This window comes from Mycobacterium syngnathidarum (assembly GCF_001942625.1).
Classification (GTDB): domain Bacteria; phylum Actinomycetota; class Actinomycetes; order Mycobacteriales; family Mycobacteriaceae; genus Mycobacterium; species Mycobacterium syngnathidarum.
In genome coordinates this window covers 1-23726 of the sequence record NZ_MLCL01000079.1, presented here as the reverse complement: position 1 = coordinate 23726, position 23726 = coordinate 1, and the positions used below count along the sequence as shown (strand labels likewise).

The 23726-nt window shown below is 67.2% G+C and carries 23 protein-coding genes and 1 pseudogene; 9 read left to right on the top strand and 15 right to left on the bottom strand.

Annotated elements, in window-relative coordinates; all coding sequences use genetic code 11:
* The first annotated feature begins 49 nt into the window (after positions 1-49).
* Positions 50-1699 (top strand): MFS transporter, encoded by a 1650-nt coding sequence (locus BKG60_RS22520; RefSeq protein WP_070945508.1) that lies wholly within the window; start codon positions 50-52, stop codon positions 1697-1699.
* Here BKG60_RS22520 and BKG60_RS22515 read toward each other — a convergent pair.
* The 3 genes from BKG60_RS22515 to BKG60_RS22505 are packed head-to-tail and all read right to left on the bottom strand — an operon-like array spanning position 1662 to position 7037.
* Entirely contained in the window at positions 1662-3026 is a 1365-nt protein-coding gene (locus BKG60_RS22515; RefSeq protein WP_070945507.1) for an FAD-binding oxidoreductase, read from the bottom strand. The genes BKG60_RS22520 and BKG60_RS22515 overlap by 38 nt on opposite strands.
* On the bottom strand, positions 3019-6444 hold the full coding sequence (locus BKG60_RS22510; protein ID WP_070945506.1) for a TM0106 family RecB-like putative nuclease: 3426 nt from the start codon (positions 6442-6444) through the stop codon (positions 3019-3021). The genes BKG60_RS22515 and BKG60_RS22510 overlap by 8 nt, the downstream gene beginning before the upstream one ends.
* 44 nt (positions 6445-6488) lie before the next feature.
* Positions 6489-7037, bottom strand: coding sequence for an LppP/LprE family lipoprotein (locus BKG60_RS22505; RefSeq protein WP_374243446.1), 549 nt, complete (start codon positions 7035-7037; stop codon positions 6489-6491).
* 102 nt (positions 7038-7139) lie between these two features.
* Between BKG60_RS22505 and BKG60_RS22500 the strand changes: the two genes are divergently transcribed.
* Genes BKG60_RS22500 through BKG60_RS22490 form a run of 3 tightly spaced genes read left to right on the top strand, consistent with a single transcriptional unit; the run spans position 7140 to position 10829 of the window.
* Positions 7140-8885 carry a DEAD/DEAH box helicase gene (locus BKG60_RS22500; protein ID WP_070186820.1) on the top strand — a complete coding sequence of 582 codons (1746 nt, stop codon included), beginning with the start codon at positions 7140-7142 and terminating at the stop codon, positions 8883-8885.
* Positions 8882-10066 (top strand): acyltransferase family protein, encoded by a 1185-nt coding sequence (locus BKG60_RS22495; protein ID WP_070945505.1) that lies wholly within the window; start codon positions 8882-8884, stop codon positions 10064-10066. The genes BKG60_RS22500 and BKG60_RS22495 overlap by 4 nt, the downstream gene beginning before the upstream one ends.
* Positions 10067-10118: 52 nt before the next feature.
* Positions 10119-10829, top strand: a complete 711-nt coding sequence (locus BKG60_RS22490) for a siderophore-interacting protein (protein ID WP_070945562.1) — start codon at positions 10119-10121, stop codon at positions 10827-10829.
* A 16-nt stretch (positions 10830-10845) separates the two neighbouring features.
* On the opposite strand, the gene BKG60_RS22485 is transcribed toward BKG60_RS22490, so the two are convergent.
* Genes BKG60_RS22485 through BKG60_RS22475 form a run of 3 tightly spaced genes read right to left on the bottom strand, consistent with a single transcriptional unit; the run spans position 10846 to position 13556 of the window.
* Positions 10846-11682, bottom strand: a complete 837-nt coding sequence (locus BKG60_RS22485; RefSeq protein ID WP_070186817.1) for a DUF5995 family protein — start codon at positions 11680-11682, stop codon at positions 10846-10848.
* Between the two features lie 45 nt (positions 11683-11727).
* Positions 11728-12318, bottom strand: a complete 591-nt coding sequence (locus BKG60_RS22480; RefSeq protein WP_070186816.1) for a TetR/AcrR family transcriptional regulator — start codon at positions 12316-12318, stop codon at positions 11728-11730.
* Positions 12318-13556 carry a cytochrome P450 gene (locus tag BKG60_RS22475; RefSeq protein ID WP_070186815.1) on the bottom strand — a complete coding sequence of 413 codons (1239 nt, stop codon included), beginning with the start codon at positions 13554-13556 and terminating at the stop codon, positions 12318-12320. Before BKG60_RS22475 ends, BKG60_RS22480 begins: the two co-directional genes overlap by 1 nt.
* Positions 13557-13621: 65 nt before the next feature.
* Here BKG60_RS22475 and BKG60_RS22470 point away from each other — a divergent pair, with 65 nt between their 5' ends.
* Entirely contained in the window at positions 13622-14494 is an 873-nt protein-coding gene (locus BKG60_RS22470; protein WP_165617798.1) for a rhomboid family intramembrane serine protease, read from the top strand.
* A gap of 7 nt (positions 14495-14501) precedes the next feature.
* Here the strand turns inward: BKG60_RS22470 and BKG60_RS22465 are convergent, their stop codons facing one another.
* Together BKG60_RS22465 and BKG60_RS22460 are read right to left on the bottom strand one after the other, a co-directional pair.
* Positions 14502-15857, bottom strand: coding sequence for an FAD-binding oxidoreductase (locus BKG60_RS22465; RefSeq protein ID WP_070945504.1), 1356 nt, complete (start codon positions 15855-15857; stop codon positions 14502-14504).
* Between the two features lie 22 nt (positions 15858-15879).
* Positions 15880-16368, bottom strand: a complete 489-nt coding sequence (locus BKG60_RS22460) for a DUF3237 domain-containing protein (protein WP_070186812.1) — start codon at positions 16366-16368, stop codon at positions 15880-15882.
* A 169-nt stretch (positions 16369-16537) separates the two neighbouring features.
* Here BKG60_RS22460 and BKG60_RS22455 point away from each other — a divergent pair, with 169 nt between their 5' ends.
* On the top strand, positions 16538-17188 hold the full coding sequence (locus tag BKG60_RS22455) for a winged helix-turn-helix transcriptional regulator (RefSeq protein ID WP_070945561.1): 651 nt from the start codon (positions 16538-16540) through the stop codon (positions 17186-17188).
* Here BKG60_RS22455 and BKG60_RS22450 read toward each other — a convergent pair.
* Together BKG60_RS22450 and tap are read right to left on the bottom strand one after the other, a co-directional pair.
* A complete protein-coding gene (locus BKG60_RS22450) occupies positions 17185-17679 on the bottom strand; it encodes a DUF4262 domain-containing protein (RefSeq protein ID WP_083284218.1) in 495 nt (164 codons plus the stop codon). The genes BKG60_RS22455 and BKG60_RS22450 overlap by 4 nt on opposite strands.
* Positions 17680-17688: 9 nt before the next feature.
* Positions 17689-18933: a multidrug efflux MFS transporter Tap gene (gene tap, locus BKG60_RS22445; RefSeq protein WP_070945503.1), complete on the bottom strand. Its 1245-nt coding sequence runs from the start codon at positions 18931-18933 to the stop codon at positions 17689-17691.
* Between the two features lie 68 nt (positions 18934-19001).
* On the opposite strand from tap, the gene BKG60_RS22440 reads away from it, so the two are divergent.
* Entirely contained in the window at positions 19002-19850 is an 849-nt protein-coding gene (locus tag BKG60_RS22440) for a uracil-DNA glycosylase (RefSeq protein ID WP_070945560.1), read from the top strand.
* Between the two features lie 13 nt (positions 19851-19863).
* Entirely contained in the window at positions 19864-20913 is a 1050-nt protein-coding gene (locus BKG60_RS22435; RefSeq protein ID WP_070945502.1) for an LLM class flavin-dependent oxidoreductase, read from the top strand.
* Here BKG60_RS22435 and BKG60_RS22430 read toward each other — a convergent pair.
* Genes BKG60_RS22430 through BKG60_RS22420 form a run of 3 tightly spaced genes read right to left on the bottom strand, consistent with a single transcriptional unit; the run spans position 20910 to position 22275 of the window.
* Positions 20910-21353, bottom strand: a complete 444-nt coding sequence (locus tag BKG60_RS22430; protein WP_070945501.1) for a nitroreductase family deazaflavin-dependent oxidoreductase — start codon at positions 21351-21353, stop codon at positions 20910-20912. The two genes, BKG60_RS22435 and BKG60_RS22430, sit on opposite strands and share 4 nt — an antisense overlap.
* A gap of 4 nt (positions 21354-21357) precedes the next feature.
* Positions 21358-21795 carry an HIT family protein gene (locus tag BKG60_RS22425; protein ID WP_070945500.1) on the bottom strand — a complete coding sequence of 146 codons (438 nt, stop codon included), beginning with the start codon at positions 21793-21795 and terminating at the stop codon, positions 21358-21360.
* Between the two features lie 9 nt (positions 21796-21804).
* Positions 21805-22275 carry a VOC family protein gene (locus BKG60_RS22420; RefSeq protein WP_070186806.1) on the bottom strand — a complete coding sequence of 157 codons (471 nt, stop codon included), beginning with the start codon at positions 22273-22275 and terminating at the stop codon, positions 21805-21807.
* Positions 22276-22301: 26 nt separating this feature from the next.
* Between BKG60_RS22420 and BKG60_RS22415 the strand changes: the two genes are divergently transcribed.
* Positions 22302-23126 carry an AraC family transcriptional regulator gene (locus tag BKG60_RS22415; protein ID WP_070945499.1) on the top strand — a complete coding sequence of 275 codons (825 nt, stop codon included), beginning with the start codon at positions 22302-22304 and terminating at the stop codon, positions 23124-23126.
* Here the strand turns inward: BKG60_RS22415 and BKG60_RS22410 are convergent.
* Together BKG60_RS22410 and BKG60_RS32085 are read right to left on the bottom strand one after the other, a co-directional pair.
* Positions 23123-23416, bottom strand: coding sequence for a CDGP domain-containing protein (locus tag BKG60_RS22410; RefSeq protein WP_070945559.1), 294 nt, complete (start codon positions 23414-23416; stop codon positions 23123-23125). The two genes, BKG60_RS22415 and BKG60_RS22410, sit on opposite strands and share 4 nt — an antisense overlap.
* A 38-nt stretch (positions 23417-23454) precedes the next feature.
* A pseudogene (locus BKG60_RS32085) lies at positions 23455-23726 on the bottom strand (HNH endonuclease); the annotation flags it as partial.

The window sequence follows — 23726 nt, the reverse complement described above, 5'->3', positions numbered from 1 at the left end:
GCCAACAACCCAACTAGGTCGGACCCGAGGCCCAACACCCCACATCGACATGTCTCCAGCGCCGAACGCCCGTACCCCCAGCCCGTGGAACGCGCTGTGGGCCATGATGGTCGGCTTCTTCATGATCTTGGTCGACGCGACGATCGTCGCGGTCGCCAACCCGACGATCATGGACCAGCTCGGTGCCGACTACGACGGTGTGATCTGGGTGACCAGCGCATACCTGCTCGCCTACGCGGTGCCGCTGCTCGTCGCGGGCCGGCTCGGCGATGTCTACGGACCCAAGAATCTGTATCTGGCCGGCCTGACCGTGTTCACCGGGGCTTCGCTGTGGTGCGGTCTGGCCGGAAGCATCGAGATGCTCATCGCGGCCCGCGTGGTGCAGGGCATCGGTGCAGCATTGCTGACGCCGCAAACCTTGTCGACGATCACCCGCATCTTCCCGCCGGAGCGGCGCGGGGTGGCGATGAGCGTGTGGGGTGCGACCGCAGGCGTGGCGACCTTGGTCGGCCCGTTGGCCGGTGGCGTACTGGTCGGGGGACTGGGGTGGCAGTGGATCTTCTTCGTCAATGTGCCGATCGGAATCCTGGGCCTGGCGCTGGCGGTGTGGCTCGTCCCGGTGTTGCCGACTCAGCCGCACCGGTTCGACGTGCTGGGCGTGGTGTTGTCCGGTATCGGCATGTTCTTGATCGTGTTCGCGCTGCAGGAGGGGCAGTCGCGGCATTGGGCGCCGTGGGTGTGGGCCACCGGTGCGGTCGGCATCGCGGTGATGGTGGGTTTCGTGTGCTGGCAGGCGGTGAACACCGCCGAGCCGTTGATCCCGCTGCGGATCTTCAAAGACCGCGACTTCAGTTTGGCCAACCTGGGTGTCGCGACGATCGGGTTCGCCGTGACGGCGATGATCCTGCCGCTGATGTTCTATGCCCAGACCGTCTGCGGGCTGTCGCCGATCCGGGCGGCGCTGTTGACGGCGCCGACCGCGATCGCCAGCGGCGTGCTGGCTCCGGTGGTGGGCCGCATCGTGGACCGGACCCATCCCACGCCCGTGATCGGCTTCGGCTTCTCGGCCATGGCGATCGGGTTGACCTGGCTGGCCGTCGAGATGACGCCGACGACGGCGATCTGGCGCCTGCTGCTGCCGCAGTTGGTGATGGGCATCGGCATGGCGTTCATCTGGTCCCCGCTGGCGGCGACCGCGACGCGTAACCTCCCGCCGGATCTGGCCGGGGCCGGTTCTGGCGTGTACAACGCCACCCGCCAGGTCGGGTCGGTGCTCGGCAGTGCAGGGATCGCGGCGTACATGACATCGCGGATCGGTGCCGAGATGCCGGGGGCGGCAAGCGCCGCGCCCCGCGGTGAGGGGGCGGTCGCCGAACTGCCCGAGTTCCTGCATGCGCCGTTCGCTGCGGCGATGTCGCAGGCGATGCTGTTGCCCGCGTTCGTCGCGCTGTTCGGTGTGGTGGCCGCGCTGTTCCTGCTCGGTTTCGATGCCGAGCCCACTTTCGCACCGAATCCCGAGCCCTATCTGGATCCCCGGGATGACGATGACGACGACTACGTCGAGTTCACGGTGCACCATGACGGGAACGGCGACGCAGTGGACGACGAGGCGGCCACCGATGTGTTCCGCGCTCCGCCGTGGGAAAACCTCTATGCCGAGTTCATGGCCGATCACGACCAAACAGCACCGCGCGATTGAGGTAGCCGTCCGGATCGAACGCGGCCTTGACCGTGCGCATGGCCGCGATGTCGGCCTCGGTGCGTGACATCGCCAGGTAGTCGCGTTTGCGTGATCCGACACCGTGTTCGGAGCTGACATTGCCGCCGTGCTCGGCGATCAGCGTCATCATCGCGGTGTAGAGCGCGGCTTCGGCTCCGGCCGAGCAACGCAGCACGTTCAGGTGCAGGTTTCCTTCGCCGATGTGGCCGAACAGCACCGGGATCGCTTCCGGCGCATGGCCGGCGATCAACTCGGCGGCTGCGTCGGCGAAACCCTGAATCGCCGACAGCGGCAGCGAGACATCGAATTTCAGTGGCGGGCCGAACAATCCGAGTACCTCGGCCACCGATTCTCGCACCTGCCACAACCGCTGCTGGGCGGTTGCGTCGACCCCGACGGCGGGTTCGCCGCACAGCTCGACGCCCTCAAGTGCGTCGGCCAGGCGTTCGGTCTGGTCGCTGTCGGCGGCCAGTTCGATCAGCAGCTGCCAGGCGCCCTCGACCGGTGCGGCCACACCGAGGTGCTCGGCGGTCAGTGCGCTGGCCCGGGCGTCGATCAACTCCAGGGCGGCGATGCCGTCGAGATCACGGAAGGTCCGGCCCGCCCTGACCAGTGCGTCGAGATCGGCGAACCCGCAGATGGCCGTGACCCGGTGGGTCGGGATGGGGTGCAGCCGCAGATCCAGGGCGGTGATCACCCCGAGTGTGCCCTCCGCGCCGACGAACAGGGCGGCCAAGTCGTAGCCGGTGTTGTCGCTGCGTACCCGGCTGTGCCGGTGCACGACCGATCCGTCGGGAAGCGCGATGTCCAGGCCCAGCACCTGCTCGCCCATGTTTCCGTAGCGCACGGTGCGCAGCCCGCCGGCGTTGGTGGAGGCCATGCCGCCCACCGTGGCCGATTCCCGCGCCGCCAGGTCCACTCCGAACACGAGGCCGGCCGCCGTCGCGGCCCGCTGCACCGCGGCCAGGGGAGTTCCGGCGCCGGCGCTGATCCGGCGCTCGACGGTGTCGACGGCGCCGATCTCGGTGAGCCGCTCGGTGGACAGCAGGATGTCGTCGTTCTCGGGCACCGTGCCGGCCACCAGCGAAGTGCGGCCGCCCTGCACCGTCACGCATGCTCCCGCGTCGCGACAGGCCCGCAGCACCGCCGCCACCTCGTCGGCGGTGCCGGGGCGGACCAGCGCCGTGGCGTGTCCGCGGTATCGCCCGGTGTGGTCGACGCAGCGGCCGTCCAACACGTCGGGATCGGTGGTGACATACCCGGCACCGACGATCCCGGCAAGCGTTTCGGTAAGCGTTTCAGTCACCGGTTGGGTGTATCACAGGATCGGTCAGGGCCAGGAACGCGCCGAGCGCGATCAGGCTGTTGGGCTGGGCCGGCAGATAGTCGGTGAGCTGCGGTGAGCGCACGATGAAGGCGACGTATTTGGCCCGGCTGATCGCCACGTTGAGCCGGTTGCGGTTCAGTAGGAATCCGATCCCACGGGGCACATCGGCGGCCGAGGATGCCGTCATCGACACGAACACGACGGGTGCTTGTCTGCCCTGGAACTTGTCCACGGTGCCGGCCTGCACCTCGGTCAGGCCCGCCGCGTCGAGGGCTCGACGCACCGTGGTCACCTGGGCGTTGTAGGGGGTCACCACCAGGAAGTGCTCCTGCCCCAGGGGTGTGCTGCCGTGTTCGTCGGACCAGGTGGTGTCGAGCAGGCCGGTGATGGCCGCGACGATGGCGGCGGCCTCTTCGGGGCTGTCGGTCGAATTGCCGAGGTGGGCGACCTCGAGTACCCGCACTCCGGGCTCGATACCGTCGAGTTGGCGTGCCGCGCTGACCTTTTCGTGTGACTGCAGCCGGCCGTCATAGGACAGTCGGGACACCGGGCCGCACACGGCCGGATGCATCCGGAACGAGCAGTCCAGAAAGTAACCGCGGTCGGCCGGCAGCGTGTGCGCACCCTCGACCAGCCAGCCCAATGCGGAGTCGTCGACCGGTGCCGGATGGGTGCCCTGGCAGACCTGGGGCAACTGCTGAGGGTCGCCCAGCAGCAGCAGATTACGCGCGGCCGGGGCCACCGCGATCGTGTTGGCCAGGTTGAACTGGCCGGCCTCTTCGATCACCAACAGATCGAGGCACTGTCGCGGTACCCGCGCCTCGTTCGCGAAATCCCATGCGGTGCCACCGATCACACAGCCGGGATGATCGGCGATGAAAGCGGCATAGGCGTTCTCGTTGATCGCGGTCCACCGCGGGTCAGTGCCTTTGCGCTTCTTGGCCACGCTGGCGGCCTCCACGCCAGAGTCGAGCACCTGCTCCAAAAGATGTTCGATCACCGCGTGGGATTGCGCGACAATGCCGATGCGCCAACGATGTTCATTGGCCAGCCGGGCGATGATCTGCGCTGAGGTGTAGGTCTTACCGGTGCCGGGCGGACCGTGCACCGCGATATACGAGCAATCCAGATCCAGCAGTGCCGCGGTGATATCGGCGGCGGTGTCACCGTTGCGGGGCAGTGGCAGGCCGCTGATGGTGCGCGGCGGGCGGCGCAACAGCACATCGGTCACCGCGTCGGCGGGTAGCGCCGGCAGGCCGGCGCACACGGTGGCCGCCGTGCTGTCGATGGACACCTGCAGCGGCCGGGTGTTGATCGGTGGCCCGGGGGTCAGCGCGAACGGCACCTGAATGAAGGTGCCAGCGTCTTTGGGTTGGCGTTCGGTGATCAGCACCTCGGTGGGTGCCTCCGGGTTGTCGCAGCCGATGACGGTGGCGCTACCGAAGCCGCGACGGTCCGGATCGTCGGACAGGCCCGCGGGCGCCGGCGGGGTGTAGAGCGCATACACCTCGTTACCCAGTTCTCCGGCGTCGATGGCGCCGGTCAGCCGGACCTGCCGCTGTGGTTTGCGGGCCCGCGGCGGGGTGTGCCAGTCATTGACGACCTCTGCCTGTTCGGCGACGAAAACTCCTGTGCTGTCCGCCCATTCGTCGACGGGATTGTTGAGCCGGTCGAAATGGCCCCACCAGAACGGTTTGTCCTCGCGTTTGTGGAATCCGCGGGCGGCGGCGATGAGCGCCACCGCCTGCTGCTCATCTGTTCGAGGGTCCACACCGTCACCGGCGAAGCGCAGCAGCTTGCGGTCGACCGCGTCGGCCTCCTCGATCGGTCCGCCGTCGCGCACCGGTTGCGGCCCGCGCGGTGGCACCTCGGCCTCGAACGCGCGGTTGATCAGCCAGTCCCGCAACCGATGAGTGGACCGGCAGTCGTAGCGGTTGTAGTCCTCGATCTCCTTGAGCACCGTGGCGGCCGCTTCGTGGTGACCGGCATCGCGTAGCGCGCAGAAACGGGCATATTCGGTGATCGAATCGGTGGCCTTGGTGACCTCGCCGTCGCGCAGTTCGTTGCCCATGTACAGCGGTTCCAGCGATTTGATGCTGTAGTTCTCGGTGCCCACGCGAATGCTCTTGCGTACCAACGGAAGCAGGTCGACAAGGATGCCGTTGCGCAGCAGGTCGTCCACATCGTTCTCGCCCACTCCGTAGCGGCCGGCCAGCCGCAGCAGGGTGCTGCGCTCATAGGGCGCGTAGTGGTAGATGTGCATCTTCGGAAAACGCTTGCGCCGCTTGCGGACCAGTTCCAGGAAATCGATGAGTACCTGGCGTTCGCCGGCCCGGTCGTGTGCCCACAACGGCTGGAAGTGGCCTTCGGCGCCCAGCACTCCCCACAGGTATTCCAGGCCCCAGTCCTGGCCGTTGGCCGTCCACAACGGGTCGCCTTCGTAGTCGAAGAAAAGATCGCCCTTGTCCGGGTCCGGCAGCAGCATCAGCGGCTGCGGATCGACGACCTCATAGGGCGGCTTGCCATCCGGCTGCGGCGTCACCTGCAGGCGGGCTTGGCCCCGCAGCGCGGTCAGGGTGCGCTGGGCCAACCCGGGCACCGGATCGGTGCGACCGGCCAGTTGCTGCCTGGTGGTGACGCCGGCCTCGATGAGCCGGGCGCGCTGGCTGGCCCGCATGCCGGCCACCAGGAACAGGTCGTCGGTGGCCCGGATCTGCTGCTCGCATTCGCTGCAGCCGAAACAGGCCCGCACCGTGTCGTCGGTCCAGCACACCGCGGTCTCGCCGGAGAGGTGACCGTCGAGCAGTTCCTGCAGTGCGGCGCGCCGCGGCCGGTATACCGCCAGCAGTTCGTCGATGCGGTAGCTGGACATCGCCCCGTCTCCCAGGACCAGGTCGACCTCGTCGGCGACCGGGACGCCGGCACGCGAAAGCACGTCGGCGTAGGCAGCCAGCTGCAGCAGCGCCTCCACCTTCACCGAACGGGACAGTTTGGTGTCCCGCAACCGGTAGCGCTCACCGTCCCAGATCAGGAAATCGGCGAACCCGGCGAAGCGCCCGTCGAACATCGCGGCCTGGTAGATCACCGGGTCGCGGCGTCGCACCGCGTCCAGGGTGGCCTCGGCCGCTGTCGTCAGACCGGCCATGGTGTAGGCGGGCCGTCCGATCACCGTCACCTCGGATTCGACCCGCAGGTCCTCGAGGTGGCGCTGTTCGTGTTCACCGCCGAGTTGTGCCGTGCGGGCCAGCAATTCGTCGTCGGACGACACCGCCGGGCCACGACCGAGCTGCGCGTCGAAGGAGCGCAGCAGGGCGTACTCACAGCGTGCGGCCGCGGCCAGATCCGAGGCGCTGTAGATGACCGTCGGACCCGACGCGCCGTCGTCGGTGACGAACACGCTGCCACTGTAGGTGAGGGCACCGACGCGTCGCGCCCGACAAATCAGCCCACGTTGCCCATCAACTCCACACCGCCGCCGTTCCAGCGGAACTTCACCGTGCTGGCCAGCCCGTGGAATCCGCCCGAGTACTGCAGTGCCACGGTGTCACCGGTGGTCGCTGTCTTGTCGATGCCGTTGAAACCGTAGGTGTCGGGCACTCCGGTGGGAATGAACTTGCCGAGGTGGAACAGCACGGCCCTGGTGTTGGGGTTCTCGGAGTTGGTGTTGGCCCGCACGATCACGGCCGACAGTTGCGCGCACTCGTTGTAGTTTCCCGCCAGCGGCTCCGGGCTCCAGGCCTGATTGCTGCGCGGGTCGCGAGGCAGCTCCGAGACGGCCTTCGCGATCTCGGGGGCGGCCAGGTTCACCGCGCACGGGTCGGCCGGTGGTGGCGCCGAGGTGGGCGCCGCCTTCGCGGCTGGTTTGGACACCGAGGTCGGCGCCGGGCCAGGCCGGGCGCCGGGCGTTTTGGAGACAGTGGAATCGCCCGATCCGCACCCCGCGAGCGTGAGCACGGTCGCCAGGACGGCCCCGGGGGCCATGGTGAACATCGCGACCCGTTTCACAGTTGGGCAACCTACCGCGCTCCCGCGGCGGGTTTGTGCAGGCGCGCGGCCGGGATCGCCGCCGATTGGCACTAGACTTCTGAACCGATGACCTCGCCAGACCCGGATTCGGGGGAGACCGCCCCAACGTTTGCCGACCTGCAGATTCACCCTGCAGTGCTGAAGGCAGTCAATGATGTCGGCTACGAGTCGCCCTCGGCGATCCAGGCCGCGACCATTCCGGCGATGCTGGCAGGCTCCGACGTGGTCGGGCTGGCCCAGACCGGTACCGGCAAGACCGCGGCTTTCGCCATCCCGATCCTTTCGAAGATCGACACCACCAGCCGCAACACCCAGGCGCTGGTGCTGGCGCCGACCCGTGAGCTGGCATTGCAGGTCGCCGAGGCTTTCGGCCGTTACGGCGCGCATCTGCCCGCGATCAACGTGCTGCCGATCTACGGCGGGGCGTCCTACACCGTGCAGTTGTCCGGCCTGCGCCGCGGCGCGCAGGTGGTGGTGGGCACCCCGGGTCGCGTGATCGATCACCTCGAGCGCGGCACGCTGGATCTGTCGAACCTGGACTACCTGGTGCTCGACGAGGCCGACGAGATGCTCACCATGGGGTTCGCCGAAGAGGTCGAGCGGATCCTCGCCGACACCCCGGAGTACAAGCAGGTGGCACTGTTCTCGGCCACCATGCCGCCGGCCATCCGCAAGATCACCTCCAAATATCTGCACGACCCGGTGGAGGTCACGGTCAAGGCCAAGACCGCCACCGCCGAGAACATCACGCAGCGGTTCATCCAGGTGGCCGGCGCCCGCAAGTTGGATGCGCTGACGCGGGTGCTCGAGGTCGAGGAGGGCGACGCGATGATCGTGTTCGTCCGCACCAAGCAGGCCACCGAGGAGGTCGCCGAGCGGCTCAAGGCCCGCGGTTTCGCCGCCGCCGCCATCAACGGTGACATCAATCAGGCCCAGCGTGAGCGCACGATCACCGCGCTCAAGGACGGCACCATCGACATCCTGATCGCCACCGATGTGGCTGCCCGCGGTTTGGACGTCGAGCGCATCTCGCACGTCGTCAACTACGACATCCCGCACGACACCGAGTCGTACGTGCATCGCATCGGCCGTACGGGCCGCGCCGGCCGTTCCGGGCATGCCCTGTTGTTCGTCACCCCGCGTGAACGCCACCTGCTCAAGGCGATCGAGAAGCACACCCGGTCCAAGGTCATCGAGGCCGAGCTGCCGAGCGTCGACGATGTCAATGCGCAGCGGGTGGCCAAGTTCCGTGACTCGATCACCGATTCGCTCAACGCCGACGGTCTGGAGTTGTTCCGTAGGCTGATCGAGGACTACGAGCGCGAAAACGACGTCCCGATGGCCGATATCGCCGCTGCGCTGGCCCTGCAGTCGCGCAACGGTGAAGAATTCCTGATGACCGAGCCGCCGCCGGAGAAGCGTCGCGAGCGTGACGATCGGGGAGAGCGGCCGCCGCGCAAGGAGCGTCCGCCGCGCGAGGGCCTGGCGACGTACCGGATCTCGGTGGGCAAGCGGCACAAGGTGGGTCCCGGGCACATCGTCGGCGCCATCGCCAACGAGGGCGGTCTGCACCGCAACGAGTTCGGCCACATCACCATTCGTGGGGACTACTCGTTGGTGGAGCTTCCGGAGAAGCTTTCCGGCAAGACACTCAAGGCGTTGGAGAACACCCGGATCTCGGGCATGCTGATCAATCTGACGCCGGAGCGCGGCGAGCGTGGTCCGCGCCGCGAGTACAAGGGTCGTTCCGAGAACAAGGGCCGTTCGGATTACCGCGATCGCTCGGGGAAGCCGCACCGGAAGACCAAGTGACGGTCTCCAGAAGCGTGACAGGCGCGTCGGATCAGGGAGGCCTTGAGTCGGTAGACGCGGTGCCGGCCGGTTCGACGCGCGTCGCCGCACTGACCGGGGTCCGGGCGGTGGCAGCCATTCTGGTGGTGCTGACGCATGCGGCGTACACGACGGGGAAATATCCGCAGGGCTACCTCGGGCTGGTGTACTCGCGTGCCGAGATCGGCGTGCCGATCTTCTTCGTACTCAGTGGTTTTCTGTTGTTCCGGCCGTGGGTAAAGGCCGCGGCGAGCCGCGAATCAGATCCAGCCGCGACGGAGGGCAGGGCGCCGTCGGTGCGTCGCTACGCCTGGCACCGGGTGCGACGGATCATGCCGGCCTACGTGGTGACGGTGCTGATCGCCTATCTGCTCTACCACTTTCGCACCGGGGGGCCGAATCCCGGTCACACCTGGATCGGCCTGTTCCGCAACCTGACGCTGACCCAGATCTACACCGACAACTATCTGTTTTCCTATCTGCACCAGGGGTTGACCCAGATGTGGAGCCTGGCGGTGGAGGCGGCGTTCTACGTGGTGCTGCCGCTGATGGCCTATCTGTTGCTGGTGGTGTTGTGCCGGCGGCGCTGGCGGCCGGGGTTGTTGTTCTGCGGCTTGGTGTTACTGGCCGCGGTGTCGCCGCTGTGGCTGTGGATCGTGCACGATTCGGCGAATCTGCCTGATGGAGCCAGGCTTTGGCTGCCGACCTACATGGCGTGGTTCGTGGCGGGCATGGCCCTGACGGTGTTGGGGCAGCTCAAGGTGCGTGGGTATGCCGTGGTGTGTGTGCCGTTGGCCGTGGCGTGTTACTTCATCGCGTCGACACCAATTGCGGGGGAGCCGACGACGTCGCCGGCCAAGTTGAGCGAGGCGTTGTTCAAGACGTTCTTCTACGCGGTGATCGCGGCGTTGCTGGTCGCCCCGCCCGCGCTCGGCGATCGTGGTTGGTACAACCGGTTTTTGGCCTCCCGGCCGATGGTCTTTCTCGGTGAGATCTCCTATGAGATCTTCCTGATCCACCTCATGATCATGGAGCTGGTGATGGTCGAGGTGATGCAGGATCCGGTCTACACCGGGTCGATGTTCAATCTGTTCGTGCTCACCATGGTGTTCACCATCCCGGCGGCCTGGCTGCTGCACCGGTTCACCCGCGTCCGCCCCTGATCATTTTGTTAGGGTATGCTTACCTAACGAAGACGTTCTCGTGGAGGTGTGTATGGGCGAGCCGAAGGCGTCGCGCGGGCTGGAAGGGGCCCTGGTCAAGCTCTGGCGGGGCGGTGATTATGAACTGACGTTGTCGGGCTGCACCGAGCTCACGCCGCACTACCTCAGGTTGCATTTCCGCGCCGAGCGGTTGCTCGCCGAACAGCGGGTACATCCGACGATGTGGGTGCGCGGCTGGTTTCCTGACGGAGGCAAGGCGCATCAACGCGGCTACACCCTGGTCAACCCCGATCCGCAGGCCGGAACCGTCGACATCGATTTCGCCATACACGACGGCATCGCCACCCGCTGGGCACGTAGCGCGCAGCCCGGTGACGTGCTGGACGTGACGGTCCTCGGCAGCAACTTCGCGCTGCCCGAGCCCGCGCCGGCCGGCTACGTGATCGTCGGTGACACCGCGTCTCTGCCGGCCATCAACTCGCTGCTGGACGCGATCGGGGATGCACCCGCCCGGGTCTTCCTGGAAGCCGGCCACGACGACGATCGCGACCTGCCGGTAACCGGTGACGCCGAGATCACCTGGGTGGACCGGGCCGACGAAGATCTGCTGGAGGCCGTCAGCGCATCGGCATTCGATGCTCCCGATCACTTCGGCTGGGTCGCGTGCAACAACCGCACCACCCGCGCCGTGGCGCGGGTCTTCCGCGAGGAATACGGCATCCCGCGCAAATCCATCAAGGCTCAGGCCTACTGGGTGGCCTGAGCGCGGCGTCCCGCACTCACAGCGCGGTCCGGATCGGCGCCGGGGTCGACGCGATTTCATCGAGCACGCGAACGTTATGGGCCACATCGCGGCTCTCCCGCGCGGCGATCTCTTTGATCGCCAGGTCGAAGGCACCGACCAGGCTGGGTGGGTCGAACACGGCCTGCGCCTGCCGGCTCACCTGGACGTCACGCGCCCAGATCGTCGGCGGCCGCGCGAATCCGGGTTCCAGCGCCAGCACCGTGGCGAACCGCCAGGCGCTGTCGCGCAGGGAGCGGACCGCCTCGTTGAGGACGAAGATCTGATGCTGCCGGAGCACGGCATAGATGTCGGCCAGTGCCGGTGAGAGTTCGTTGATGTCGTCGACCACTCCACCGATCTGGCTGGCCAGCACCGCGTTGATGGTGTCGAAATCCTTGTGCAGCGACGGAAGTCGGCCGGCGCCGGCCAGACCTTGCACCGCGATGCCGAGGTCCAGCACGATGTGGGCGGTGATACCGGCGAGCATGTGCTGCACCAGGATCGGCTCGGCTTTGCCCGCCGAATCGAAGGTGGCCCGCCAGGACCGGGTGGGTTTCGCGTACCTGTCGGGATGGAAATAGCCGTTGAGCGCATCGAAGTACCGGGACGCGAACGCCGCGTCGAGCCGGTCCATCCGCGGGCCGTCCTCGAACGCCCCCTCGTCGACCGCGGTGCCGACGGCGATGGTGATCCGCTTGTACAGGGCGGCGAAATAGCCGAGCCGGCTTGAGTTCTCCACCGCCCAGTCGGTGATCGTGTCGATGGCCGAGACCACCTCGGCGATGCTGGTGACCGCCGGTAACGGAGGCAGGGGCGTCGGATGGCTGGCCATACTCGAAAGTATGGGCCAGCTCAGCCCGTCCCGCCCGGCAATCGCCTACTCGACGGGTAGTTGTCCCGGGATGACGAGCGGGGCGACGAACTCGGCCAACATGGTGCGCTCGTCTTCTTCGTCGACACCGGGGAACACCAGCAGTGACACCATGACCCGAACCAGCCATCGAGCCCGGCGGCCCACCTCGTCGTCGGCTTGCGTCGACTCACCCGCGAGTGACCGGACGAACCCCTCGACCAGCGCCCGGATCACCTCGGAGTGTTCGGCCATCTCGCCGCCGATGGGGCGCTGCGCGGTGGCGAACCACGAGGCCAGGGCCGGACTGTCGCGGACCGCGTTCAGCGCGGTGATCACGCCTTCGATCAGCCGTTGCGCCGGATCGGCGACCGAGACCACCTGCTCGCTGACCTCCTCGTACAGTCGGCGCGCCTCACGGTGCACGTAGGCGGTGTAGAGCGCATCGCGATTCTCGAAGTAGCGGTACAGCGTGGCGCGCGAACAGCCTGCGGCGGTGGCGATCTCGTGCATACCCACGGTCGCCGCGTCCTGCTGGGTGAACAGGGTGTCGGCGGCGTCGAGAATGTGGTCGGCGGCCACTTCGGACCGCCTCGACGACAACCAGTCGCGGGGCATCAAATCCCCGCTCGGAACGGCACCGACAACGGCCGTCGTACGTAGCTGCCGCCGGCCCACACCACGGAGTCCAGGTCGACTTCGAAATTGGGGTAGCGCGAGAGCAATTCGGTCAGTGCCACCCGGGACTGCATGCGAGCGGCCGCGGCTCCGAGGCAGAAGTGCGCGCCGTGGCTGAAGGTCAGGATGTTGCGTGGAGAGCGTCGCACGTCGAGTTCGGCTGCGTTGTCGCCGAATTCACGCTCATCCCGGTTGCCCGAGCCGTACAGCAGCAGCGTCTTGCGTCCGGCCGGGATCGTGGTGTCACCTATGGTCACGTCGCGGGTGGTGGTGCGGGCCAGGCCCTGCACCGGGGAGGTCAGGCGCAGGAACTCGTCGATCGATTCCGGGATCAGGTCGGGGTCGTCGACCAGGAGCTTGCGCTGATCGGGCCGCTGCTGCAGGAGTTGCACTGCACCGCCGAGCATTCCGGTGGTGGTGTCGTTGCCGCCGGTGACCATGGTGAAGGTGAACGCCAGGATCGACAGCACGCCCGCGATGTCGCCGTCTGCCCCGACTCCGGCGGCCACCAGATGCGAGATGGTGTCGTCACCGGGCTCACGCCGACGCCGTTCGACGAGTTCGGAGAAGTAACCCATCATCGAGGCCACGGCTTCCCCAGCGGTGCCCATCGCCGCGGTGATGCCGCCGGCCGAGCTGTTCGCCGCGACGATGGCTTCGGTCCAGCCGTCGAACTGATCCCGGTCGGCCTCCGGCACGCCGAGGTAGTGCGCGACGACCATCGACGGCAACGGTTTGAACAGCTCGGTGACGATGTCCCCCCCGCCGTTCGAGCGCAACCCCTCGATGCGCTCGACGACGAACTCCCGCACCTTCGGCTCGACGGCTTCCACCTGGCGTGGGGTGAAGCCGCGGGAGACGAGCTTGCGGAACTCGGTGTGTACCGGAGGGTCTTGCATGACGAACGGCGGGTTGTCGGCCAGCCCGATCATTTCCAGTTCGCCATAGGTCACGGTCAGGCCTTGTGCCGAGGAAAACGTGCCGTGGTCACGGGCTGCCGCCCAGATGTCGGCGTGCCGGGAGAGCACGTAGTAGTCGTGCTCGGGCGATTCCTCGGGCACCACGTGATGCACCGGGTCGTGTTCGCGCAGCGCGGCGTACATCGGCCACGGGTTGGGCCAGGTGTCGGCGTCGGCGGGTACGAACCGAGCGGGGCTGTGAGACAAAGTCGCTGCCATGTCTTATTCGTACGACACATCCGAGGATCGTGTCAATAGCGGGTTTGCGATTAGGCTCGGGCGTGATGAGCACCCCTGACGCGCCGCAGCTACCGGCCCAGACGCCGACGTGTTACCGGCATCCGGACCGTCCCACCTACGTGCGCTGCACCCGTTGCCAGCGTCCCGTGTGCCCGGAGTGCATGCGGGCGGCGGCCGTGGGCCACCAGTGCGTCGATTGCGTCAACCAAGGCGCCAAATCCGTGCGCGCTCCTCGCACCCAGTTCGGCGGGACCGCGCGCGCGGGCGCCCCGATCCTGACGTACTCGCTCATCGCGGTGAACGTGGTCATGTTCGTGCTGCAAATGGCCTCGAAGAACCTGGAGCAGGAACTCACATTGTGGCCGCCGGGCATCGCCGCGCACGACGAGTACTACCGCCTGGTGACCTCGATGTTCCTGCACTACGGCTTGATGCACCTGGCGTTCAACATGTGGGCGCTGTACGTGGTGGGGCCGCCCCTGGAGCAGTGGCTGGGCCGGCTGCGATTCGGGACGCTGTACGCACTGAGCGGGCTCGGTGGCTCGGTGCTCGTGTATCTGCTGTCCCCATTGAACAGTGCGACCGCCGGGGCCTCGGGCGCGATCTTCGGGCTCTTCGGTGCGATCTTCGTGGTGGCGCGCAAGCTCAACCTCGACGTCCGCATGATCGCCGCGGTCGTCGTCATCAACCTGGTGTTCACTTTCGCCGGACCGGCGCTGGGGACCGGAGCGATCAGTTGGCAGGGCCACATCGGCGGACTTGTCACGGGTGCCGGAATCGCCGCCGCCTTCGTGTACGCCCCGCGCGAACGCCGCAACGCGATTCAGGCCGGGGTGTCAGTGGCTGTGCTGGTGGTCTTCATCGCGTTGATCTTGTGGCGCACAACCAGTCTGCTCAGTGCCTTCGGCATGTCGTGAACCTTGACTAGATCGCTGCACCGGGGTTGAGGATGTTCTGCGGGTCCAGCGCCAGCTTGATCCGGTGGTTGAGTTCCACTGCGTCCGGTCCGATCTGGCCGGCCAACCACGGTTGCTTCAGCCGGCCTACGCCGTGCTCGCCGGTGATGGTGCCGCCCAGTCCGACGGCGAGATCCATGATCTCGCCGAAGGCCAGTTGAGCCCGTGCGGCCATGTCGGCGTCGGCCGGGTCGAACACGATCAGCGGGTGGGTGTTGCCGTCCCCGGCATGGGCGATCACCGAGATCAGCAGGTCTCGATCCGCCGCGATCGCCGCGACCCCGCTGACCAGTTCGGCAAGTGCGGGAAGTGGCACCCCGACATCCTCCAGCAGCAGTGATCCTTTGGCCTCCACGGCGGGAATGGCGAACCGCCGGGCGGCCACGAAGGCTTCACCCTCGTCGGGGTCGGAGGTGGAAAACACCTCGGTCGCACCGCATTCGGTGAACACTTCGGCCATGAACCCGGCGTCGTCGGCACCGGCGGCACCCCGGTCGTCGGAGGCGGCCACCATCATCGCCGCGGCATTGCGGTCCAGCCCCATCTTGAGCTTGTCCTCAACGGCGTTGATCGCCACGGCGTCCATGAACTCGAGCATCGACGGCCGGATCTTGCCGGTGATCTTCACGACGGCGCCGGCGGCGGCTTCCACCGAGTCGAACGTGGCCACCACCGTGCACGGCGAATGCTGTGGGGGTAGCAGGCGCAACGTCGCCTCCGTGACCACGCCCAATGTGCCCTCGCTGCCGACAAACAGCTTCGTCAGACTCAGGCCCGCAACGTCTTTCAGACGCGGTCCGCCGAGGCGCACCGCCGTGCCGTCGGCCAGCACCACCTGCAGGCCCAGCACGTAGTCGGTCGTGACGCCGTACTTGACGCAGCACAGGCCGCCGGCGTTGGTCGCGACGTTGCCGCCGATGCTGCAGATCTCGAATGACGACGGGTCAGGTGGGTACCACAGCCCGTGTGCGGCAACGACCTTCTTCACCTCGGCGTTGAGCAGCCCGGGTTGTACGACCGCGGTGCGGGTCACCGGGTCGACGGTGATGTCGCGCATCTTCTCGGTCGACAACACGATGCCGCCGTTCAGTGCTGTCGCACCGCCGGACAACCCGGTCCCGGCGCCGCGCGGCACAACGGCCACCCGATGCCGGCTGGCCCAGCGCAGGACCGTCTGGACCTCCTCGGTGCGGGTCGGCCGGACCACCGCAAGCGGTGTACCCGCCGTGGGATCGGCGGCCCGGTCCTGGCGGTAGGAGCCCAGGATGTCGGGGTCGGTGACGACGACGCCTTCGGGGAGTTCGGCGATCAGCTCGGCAAGCACATGGCGATCCTACGAGCGGGTGTCAGCCGACAGCGAATACCCGGTAGTGCACCTCGCTGAGCGATACCTGGTTGATGGCCACGGTATGGACGGCGTTGAGCCACCGGTAGCGCTCGTCGCCGGTCTCGAAGAGCGGACTGGACCGCGCTGTCATCTCGTCGTGACGGATCAGTTCTCCTGCGGCGAACCTGTCAGCCGCTGCCCGGTCCATCTGCACCCGGCCGGTGTTGGTCAGCTGGATGACCGCGCCGTCGTCGGTGCGCAGGGTGGCGCGCACGTCCAGGCGTGCCACCCCGTCTGTGCCGAGCAGTACCCAGTCCCCTCCGCCGGGCAGGACGTCGGCCGCGATGCGTGGCCCGATGCACCGTCCTTGCTTGACGACATAGTTCATGCGCGTGCCGAGGGGAGTGGCAAAAGCGTGTACCGACTCGAAGGTGATGCGGATATCGAGCAGGTGGTCGAAGACCGGGGTGGCATCGATGTCGACGAGAGATGTTGTCAGTGTTGTCATTTCGGCTTACTCCTAAAGTGGGCGAATCGCTGCGGTTACCAGGTCGTCGGCCTCGGCGCCGGGGCCGGTAGGTGCGGGTTGCCCAGGGTCATGACGTCACGGTAGGCCGATTGACTTGGAAAAAACAAGTAGTTAGTTGGAAATTCCAATTACAGCTATCGTGGGCAGCATGGCGTCACGGTCGTACGGCCAGCACTGCGCACTGGCGAAAAGCCTCGATCTGGTCGGGGATCGATGGACCCTGCTGGTGGTCAGGGATCTACTCGACGGTCCCAAGCGTTACGGGGATCTGTTGAACTCGTTAGCCCCCATCGCCACCGACATGCTGGCCGGGCGGCTGCGTGACCTGGAGGCAAACGGGCTGGTCCACAGGCGCACACTGCCCAAACCCGCGGCGACGGCGGTGTACGAGCTCACCGACGACGGCCGTGCCCTCGAGGATGTGATCAACGCCTACACCCGGTGGGGCAGGCACCTGATCGAGACCCGCGCGCCCGGCGACGCGGTGCGCCCCGAGTGGCTGATCCGCGCGGTGCGTGCCTTCGTCCAGGTCGACCGGGACGGACCACCGGTCACCGTGTGCCTGGTGACCCCCGAGGGGCGAGCGACTGTCGAGATCGGGCCGGACCGCGTCGACGCGTGCGAGGACGGGACACCGGCCGATGTGACGCTCACCGGTGAGGCCGAAGTGTTGGGCGCTGCGATGGATCCGGCGCAGGTGCCGGCTCTGGTCGCCGACGGCAGGCTGGTGATCGACGGCGATCCCGCCGCGGTCGGCCGGTTGGCGAAAGTCTTTGCCCCACCGAGGGCCAGGGGTTAGTCGAGCTCAGCCCACGGTCCGCTGGTCTCCTCTTTCGGGATCCACAACAGCGGCTGGCTGGCCCGGCAGTATTCCTGCGCCTGCTCGTCCCAGGGGAATCTGCCGTCCCGGTCGGGCCAGAACATCTGTACGACCGGAAACCGTGCTTGGTGGAAGTCGATCCCGGCGCCGAAGAAGTCCCGGTACCAACTGGGGTGTACTTCCCGGACGCCCACTGAATAGTGGTCGAGGATGTCGTCACGCACCTGGCCGGATTCCAGCGGGCGGTCGTCGCGGGCTTCCTGTCCAGCGACGTTGACGATCGTCATCATCGTTTCGATCCGTAGGCCGAACAGGCAGACCTCCGGACTGCGCAGGGTATGCCACAGACCGATCGAGTACGCCCAGTCGGCAGGGGTCTCGCCCCCGCCGCCGACACCCATCACGTGCCAGCCGTGATCGGCCACGTTCGCGGAGATACGGCTGTCGCGTTCCTCGGGGACGTCGCTCACCCGGAAAGGCTACGTCGGACCATGTTCCGCTCGTGGCGGCCGGTCCAGCGCACGCAGCGCGGTCAGGAACACCGCGACCAGACCGAGCGCCAGCATCGGCAGGGACAGCGCCAGGAACGTCGCGTGTAGACCCGCGGCGTCGGCCAGCGGACCGGCCACGATCAGCCCGAGCGGACCAGCGGCGTAGGCCAGTGAACCCATCACGCCGACCACCCGACCGCGCAGGTGCGACGGCGCAGTGGTCTGCATGACGTAGTTGTAGATCGGCGCGATCGGGCCGTAGACGAATCCGACGATCGCGCACAGCACCAGGATCAACGGGAGTGGCGGCAGGAACGCGATCACCGTCATCGCCACCCCGAGGGTGATCACCGCGGTCAGCATGGTGGCCCGTCGGCTCATGTACTTCGACATAACCGCGTAGCCGAGCGCGCCCAACAGCCCACCGATGCTCAGCGCCATCAGCACCCAGCCCAGCTCGGTCGGCTCGTTGCGGTCGGTGAAGTATTTCGGGAACAGGACCGACTCCATCGGCATGTAGAGGCCGGTGGCCACCAGGTCGACGATCGCCAGGGTGCGCAATACCGGTGTGTGCCAGACGAATCGCAGACCTTCGACGATTCCCGCCAGAACCCCCTCGGTCAGCTGCGAGCGGTCCGGGACTCCCGCGCCCTCCAGCCGTAGCACCGATATGGCCAGGATCGAGCAACAGAACGCCCCAGCGGTCACCCACATGGTGTTGATCCCGCCGAGGGTGGCGATCAACAGGCCACCGATCCCGGGCCCGACGATGTAGGCCAGGTTGAACACCGCCTCGTACACACTGTTCGCGTGGTCGAGCGTCCAGCCGGCCCGGGTCGCGGCCTCGGGCAGCATGGTCTCCCGCGCGGTCATCCCGGCGGGGTCGAAGAACGCACCGAGCGCTGCCAAGACCGCCAGCACCGCGACGTTGACCGCGTCCACCCCGAATACCAGGGCCAGCACGGGGACCGCGGCGACCGACAGGGCAGAGAGCAGGTCGGAGATCATCGAGACGCGACGGCGACCCAGATAGTCGACTGCGGCCCCGGCGATCAAGGTGGCGACCAGCAGCGGCAGCGTCCCGGCCATCGCGACGATCGACGCGTCGAGCGCAGATCCATTGCGCTGCAACACCAGCCACGGGAACGCGACGATGGTGATCCCATTGCCTGCGCCTGCCATCAACGCGGCGAACAGGATCAGCAGCAGTGGGCCGCGCTTGGTGTCGGTCATGGGTATCGCGGCCGAATCTAACAGCGCGCCCGCGCCCGCCGCGATGGAATTTCCGGCACAGTGAAGTGGTGCTATTGCCTCACCCCAGGACGGGCACCCCGTTCCCGTCGCCGGTGCCACCCGGCTCGGGTTGGCCCGGCGATCCCGCGGATGCCTCGACCCCGGTGGCCAAGACCGCCGCGCAGGTGCGGCGCCTGGCATCTCGGGCTGCGTCCGTGGACGAACTCGACGCGCTGATCTCGGTGTGCCGGGCCTGCCCTCGGCTGGTCAAATGGCGTGAGGAGGTGGCCGTTGCCAAGAGGAAATCCTTTGCCGACCAACCATATTGGGGCCGTCCGGCCACGGGGCTCGGTGACGACGAACCGGGCATCTTCATCGTCGGGCTTGCTCCTGCCGCCCACGGCGCCAATCGCACCGGCCGCGTGTTCACCGGCGACCGGTCCGGCGATTTCCTGTTCGCAGCATTGCACCGGGCCGGGCTGGCCAATCAGGCAATGTGCGTCGACGCCGCCGACGGCATGCAGCTGATCGACACCCGCATGGCCGCAGCGGTCCGCTGTGCGCCGCCGGCCAACGCGCCCACCCCGGTGGAGCGGGCGACCTGTGCGCCGTGGCTGCAGGCCGAGTGGCGACTGACCGGGCCTTCGGTTCGGGTCGTCATCGCGTTGGGCGGTTTCGCGTGGCGGGCGGCACTGGAGTTGATCGGCTCAGACATCAAACCGGCGCCGAAGTTCGGCCACGGCGCGACGGCAACCCTGACCTCGGATTTCGGCGCGGTCACAGTGCTCGGCTGCTTCCACCCCAGCCAGCAGAACACGTTCACGGGCCGGCTCACACCAGCCATGCTCGACGACATCTTCGTCACCGCGAAACGGATGGTGGCGCAGGCGAACGGGAACGAACCGGACCGTTCGTGACGTTGACGGTGTCATGCGGCTTTCTGTCCTCGACCTCGTCCCGGTGCGTACCGACCAGTCCACTGCCGATGCCCTGACGGCAACGACCCACCTGGCGCAGACCGCTGACCGGCTCGGATACACCCGCTACTGGCTGGCCGAGCATCACAACATGCCCGCCGTCGCAGCCACCAGTCCGCCGGTGCTGATCGCGCACCTGGCCGCACACACGACGCAGCTGCGGCTGGGCTCCGGCGGGGTGATGCTGCCCAACCACGCCCCGCTGGCAGTGGCCGAGCAGTTCGCGTTGCTGGAGGCCGCGCATCCCGGTCGCATCGACCTCGGCATCGGCCGCGCCCCGGGCTCCGACCCGGTGACCTCGCTGGCGCTGCGCGGCGCCGCGGGCCGCGACGATCGGGATATCGAGGCGTTCCCGCAGTACCTCGACGACGTGGTGGCGCTGATGGGCGCGCGCGGGGTCCGGGTGCCGTTGCCGCGGGATCTGATGCGCGAGAACTACGTGCTCAAGGCGACGCCGGCCGCGGTCACCGAGCCCCGGATGTGGCTGCTCGGCTCATCGATGTACTCGGCGCATCTGGCCGCGGCCAAGGGTCTGCCGTACGTGTTCGCCCACCATTTCTCGGGGCAGGGCACTGCGGAGGCGCTGGCCGTCTACCGCGAAGAGTTCCAGCCCAGCGACCTGGCGTCCGAACCGGTGACCTTTCTGACCGTCAACGCGTCGGTGGCCGAGACCAGGGAAGAAGCGGAGGCACTTCTCCTGCCGCAGCTGCAGATGATGGGCCGGCTACGTACCGGCCAGCCGCTCGGCGCGCTCGATCTGGTTGAAGATGCCGAGGCGACGACGCTCAGCCCGCAAGCTCAGGCGGTCGTGGCTTCCGGGCTGCGGCGTGCCGTGGTCGGTTCGCCCACCGAGGCGGCCGAGCAGGTTCGGGCCCTGGCCGCAGAATTCGACGTCGACGAGGTCATGGTCAATCCGGTGGGTTCGGCCCGTCGCGGTGCCGATCCGGCCACCGCGACGGCGCGCGACACCACTCTCGAGCTGCTGGCCAAAGAACTGTTCTAGGGGGCGAGCATCACGATCGGGATCGGGCGGGTGGTCTTGGCCTGGTACGCCTCGTAGCGGTGAGAGTTGTTGTCGTTGACGATCTTCCACAACCGCTGATAGTCGGGATCGTCTGGCAGCACCGGCTTGGCGGTGACAGCGAGGCGTTTTGTCCCGACGTTGATCTCGACACGTGGATGGGCCTTCAGATTGTGGTACCAGCCTGGCGAGCGGGGCGCTCCGCCCATCGACGCGACCACCAGGTAGTCCTTGCCGTCTCTGGCATAGCTCAGCGTATTGATCCTCGGCTGGCCGGTCTTGGCGCCTGTGGTGCGCAGGAGCAGGCTCGGCGGCATGCCGGGGATGCGGTGCCCGATCAGGCCGTTGGACTTCTGATAGATCAAGTCGTGGACATGCAGCAACCGCAAGCCCACCTGCTCGAAGGGGGAGAGATCGCTCATGCGCTCAATCCTGCGCGGATTCATCGAGCTGCGCCAATGCCGCACGTAAAAGGCGCCCAGATTCCTCGTAGTCTGGGTCGCGGCGCAGGAACATGCCTTTGGCGAACGACAACTTGTCGCCGTCCTGGCGTGGCACCACGTGCAGGTGGATGTGGAACACGCTCTGGAACGCGGCCTTGCCATCGTTGATCACGATGTTGTTGCCGTCGGCGTGCAGCCCGGACAGCCGGGCTGCACGCGCGATGCGCTGGCCGATGCGGGCCATCGCTGCCACGGTTTCGGCCGGGGTGTCGGTCAGGTCAACGGTGTGCTGCTTCGGGATCACCAGGGTGTGGCCCCGGGTGAACGGCCGGATGTCGAGAATGCCCAGGTACTCGTCGTCCTCGTAGATGCGGATGGCGGGGGCCTCCCCGGCGACGATGGCGCAGAACACGCAAGACATGCCGCCACGTTAGCCGCCGGCGGTGGCCGCCCATTCGGCGACGCGGCGTTCGCGCTCGGCCGGCGTGAAGTCCTCGACGCGGGTCATCACGGTCCAGCGCTGGCCGAACGGGTCGAGGATGGAGGCAAACCGGTCGCCTGTGACGAAGGTCTGCGCAGGCTCGCGGATCGTGGCACCCGCCTCCTCGGCCCGGGCCACCACATCGTCGACGTCGGGGCAGTAGAACCCGATCGAGTGAGTCGCGGCGGCTCCAGGCGCCGGGGCGGCGATCTGATAGGCCTCCTGCGCATCGCCGAGTTGCAGCCGGCCGGTGCCGAAGTCCAGCTCGGCATGTGCGACGGTGCCGTCGGGTCCATCCATCCGTTCGATGACGTCGGCGCCGAACACCTTCTGGTAGAAGGTGATTGCCTTCGCGGCACCGTCGACGCAGATGAACGGGGTCAGGCTGGTGTAGCCCTCCGGAAGCGGTGTGACACTCATGCCGACCAGTTTCGTAGGCTTGGGACGTGGCCGCTTGGAAAAACGCGCCAGAGCGGGGCGTGGTGGGCCGTGCCGGCAACGCTTCTGCTTTCGAGCTTCACCGGTGGGCGCCGTCGGAGGATGCGGCCAGGTTCGTCGAACACTTCTGGTCGGTTACATGGGACCGGCACGAGGCAGGTCCTCTTGAGAGCACCGTCATTACTTTCCCGGCCATGCACCTCACCCGTGAGTGGGGCGATGATGTTGTGCGCCATGGCCATCGGTTACCCAGCACGTTGATCCACGGGGTGGTGCCCAAGGTCTTCCGCATCACCATCAGCGGGTGCGGGTCGGTCGTGGGGGCGCGATTTCGGCCCGGCGGCTTCACCGCACTATTCGGCGGGGACGCCGCTGCGATGACCGGGCGAGTGGTGCCGGCGGGCGACAAACTACCTGGCGCACCATTTGTTCTCGGTGAGGATGCAACGGCGGTCCGGCTCGGGCTCGATTCGGCCATCGGTGCGATGGCCGGCGAGGTGGACCCGACGTATCGGAAGCTGACGCCGTTGGTCGATCGGATGCGTGACGACGCGTCATTGCACCGGGTCGAGCAGGTGATGGAGCTTTCGCCGTGGAGCACGCGCACCACCCAGCGGGTGTTCCGGCGCTATGTCGGGGTAACGGTCAAATGGGTGCTGTGCAGGTGCCGGTTACAGCAGGCAGCGCTGGAGATCGAGAGCGCGCCCGCCGTCGATTTCGCTGATCTTGCAGTGCGACTCGGCTGGTACGACCAAGCCCATTTCATCAACGACTTCCGGTCCATGCTGGGCAGCACACCGGGGGAGTACGCGGCTGCGCATGGGGGCGATTAACCGTCGATGTGGGTCGGCGGGTCGGCGAAGGTGAAATCGAACGGATAGGCATGGCCGGGACCCATCGGATCGCAGCGCTTGACGGGCACCAGGTGGGAACTGAAGCCGCTGGGCACATAGCCCCAGGTTCCGATGCAACGCTGCCAGGTGCCATCAGACTGGATGGGCCCATCGCACTTGCTGATGACGTTGCCGCCATACAGGCAGCCAGCACTGGCCGGCGGTGCCGAGGTGATCAGCCCGGCGGCCGTCAGCACGGTGGCTAGTCCTCCGATGATGAAGAGCTTCATGGCTTCTCCCATCTGCAGTTACCCAAGGACGCTACCGCTCAGAAGGGTGGTGGTGGTCCGTATTCTTCGGCGAGCCAGGCTAGGTAGTCGTTTTGGGTTTGGAGGTCGTTGTTGAGTTCGGCGCGTAGCCGTCGTTCTTCGGCGATGCGGTCGCGTTGGTCTTGTGCGCGCGATTGTGAGCGTTTGGGCATCTTGGCCCCGCGCCCCGGAGTCTCGGCCGGCGGTGCGGGCAGGTCCAGGTTCCCGGTGGGTTGGGCCAGGGTGGGGAACATCGCGGCGCCGTGGGGTTCGGTGAGGTAGGTGTGCCCGG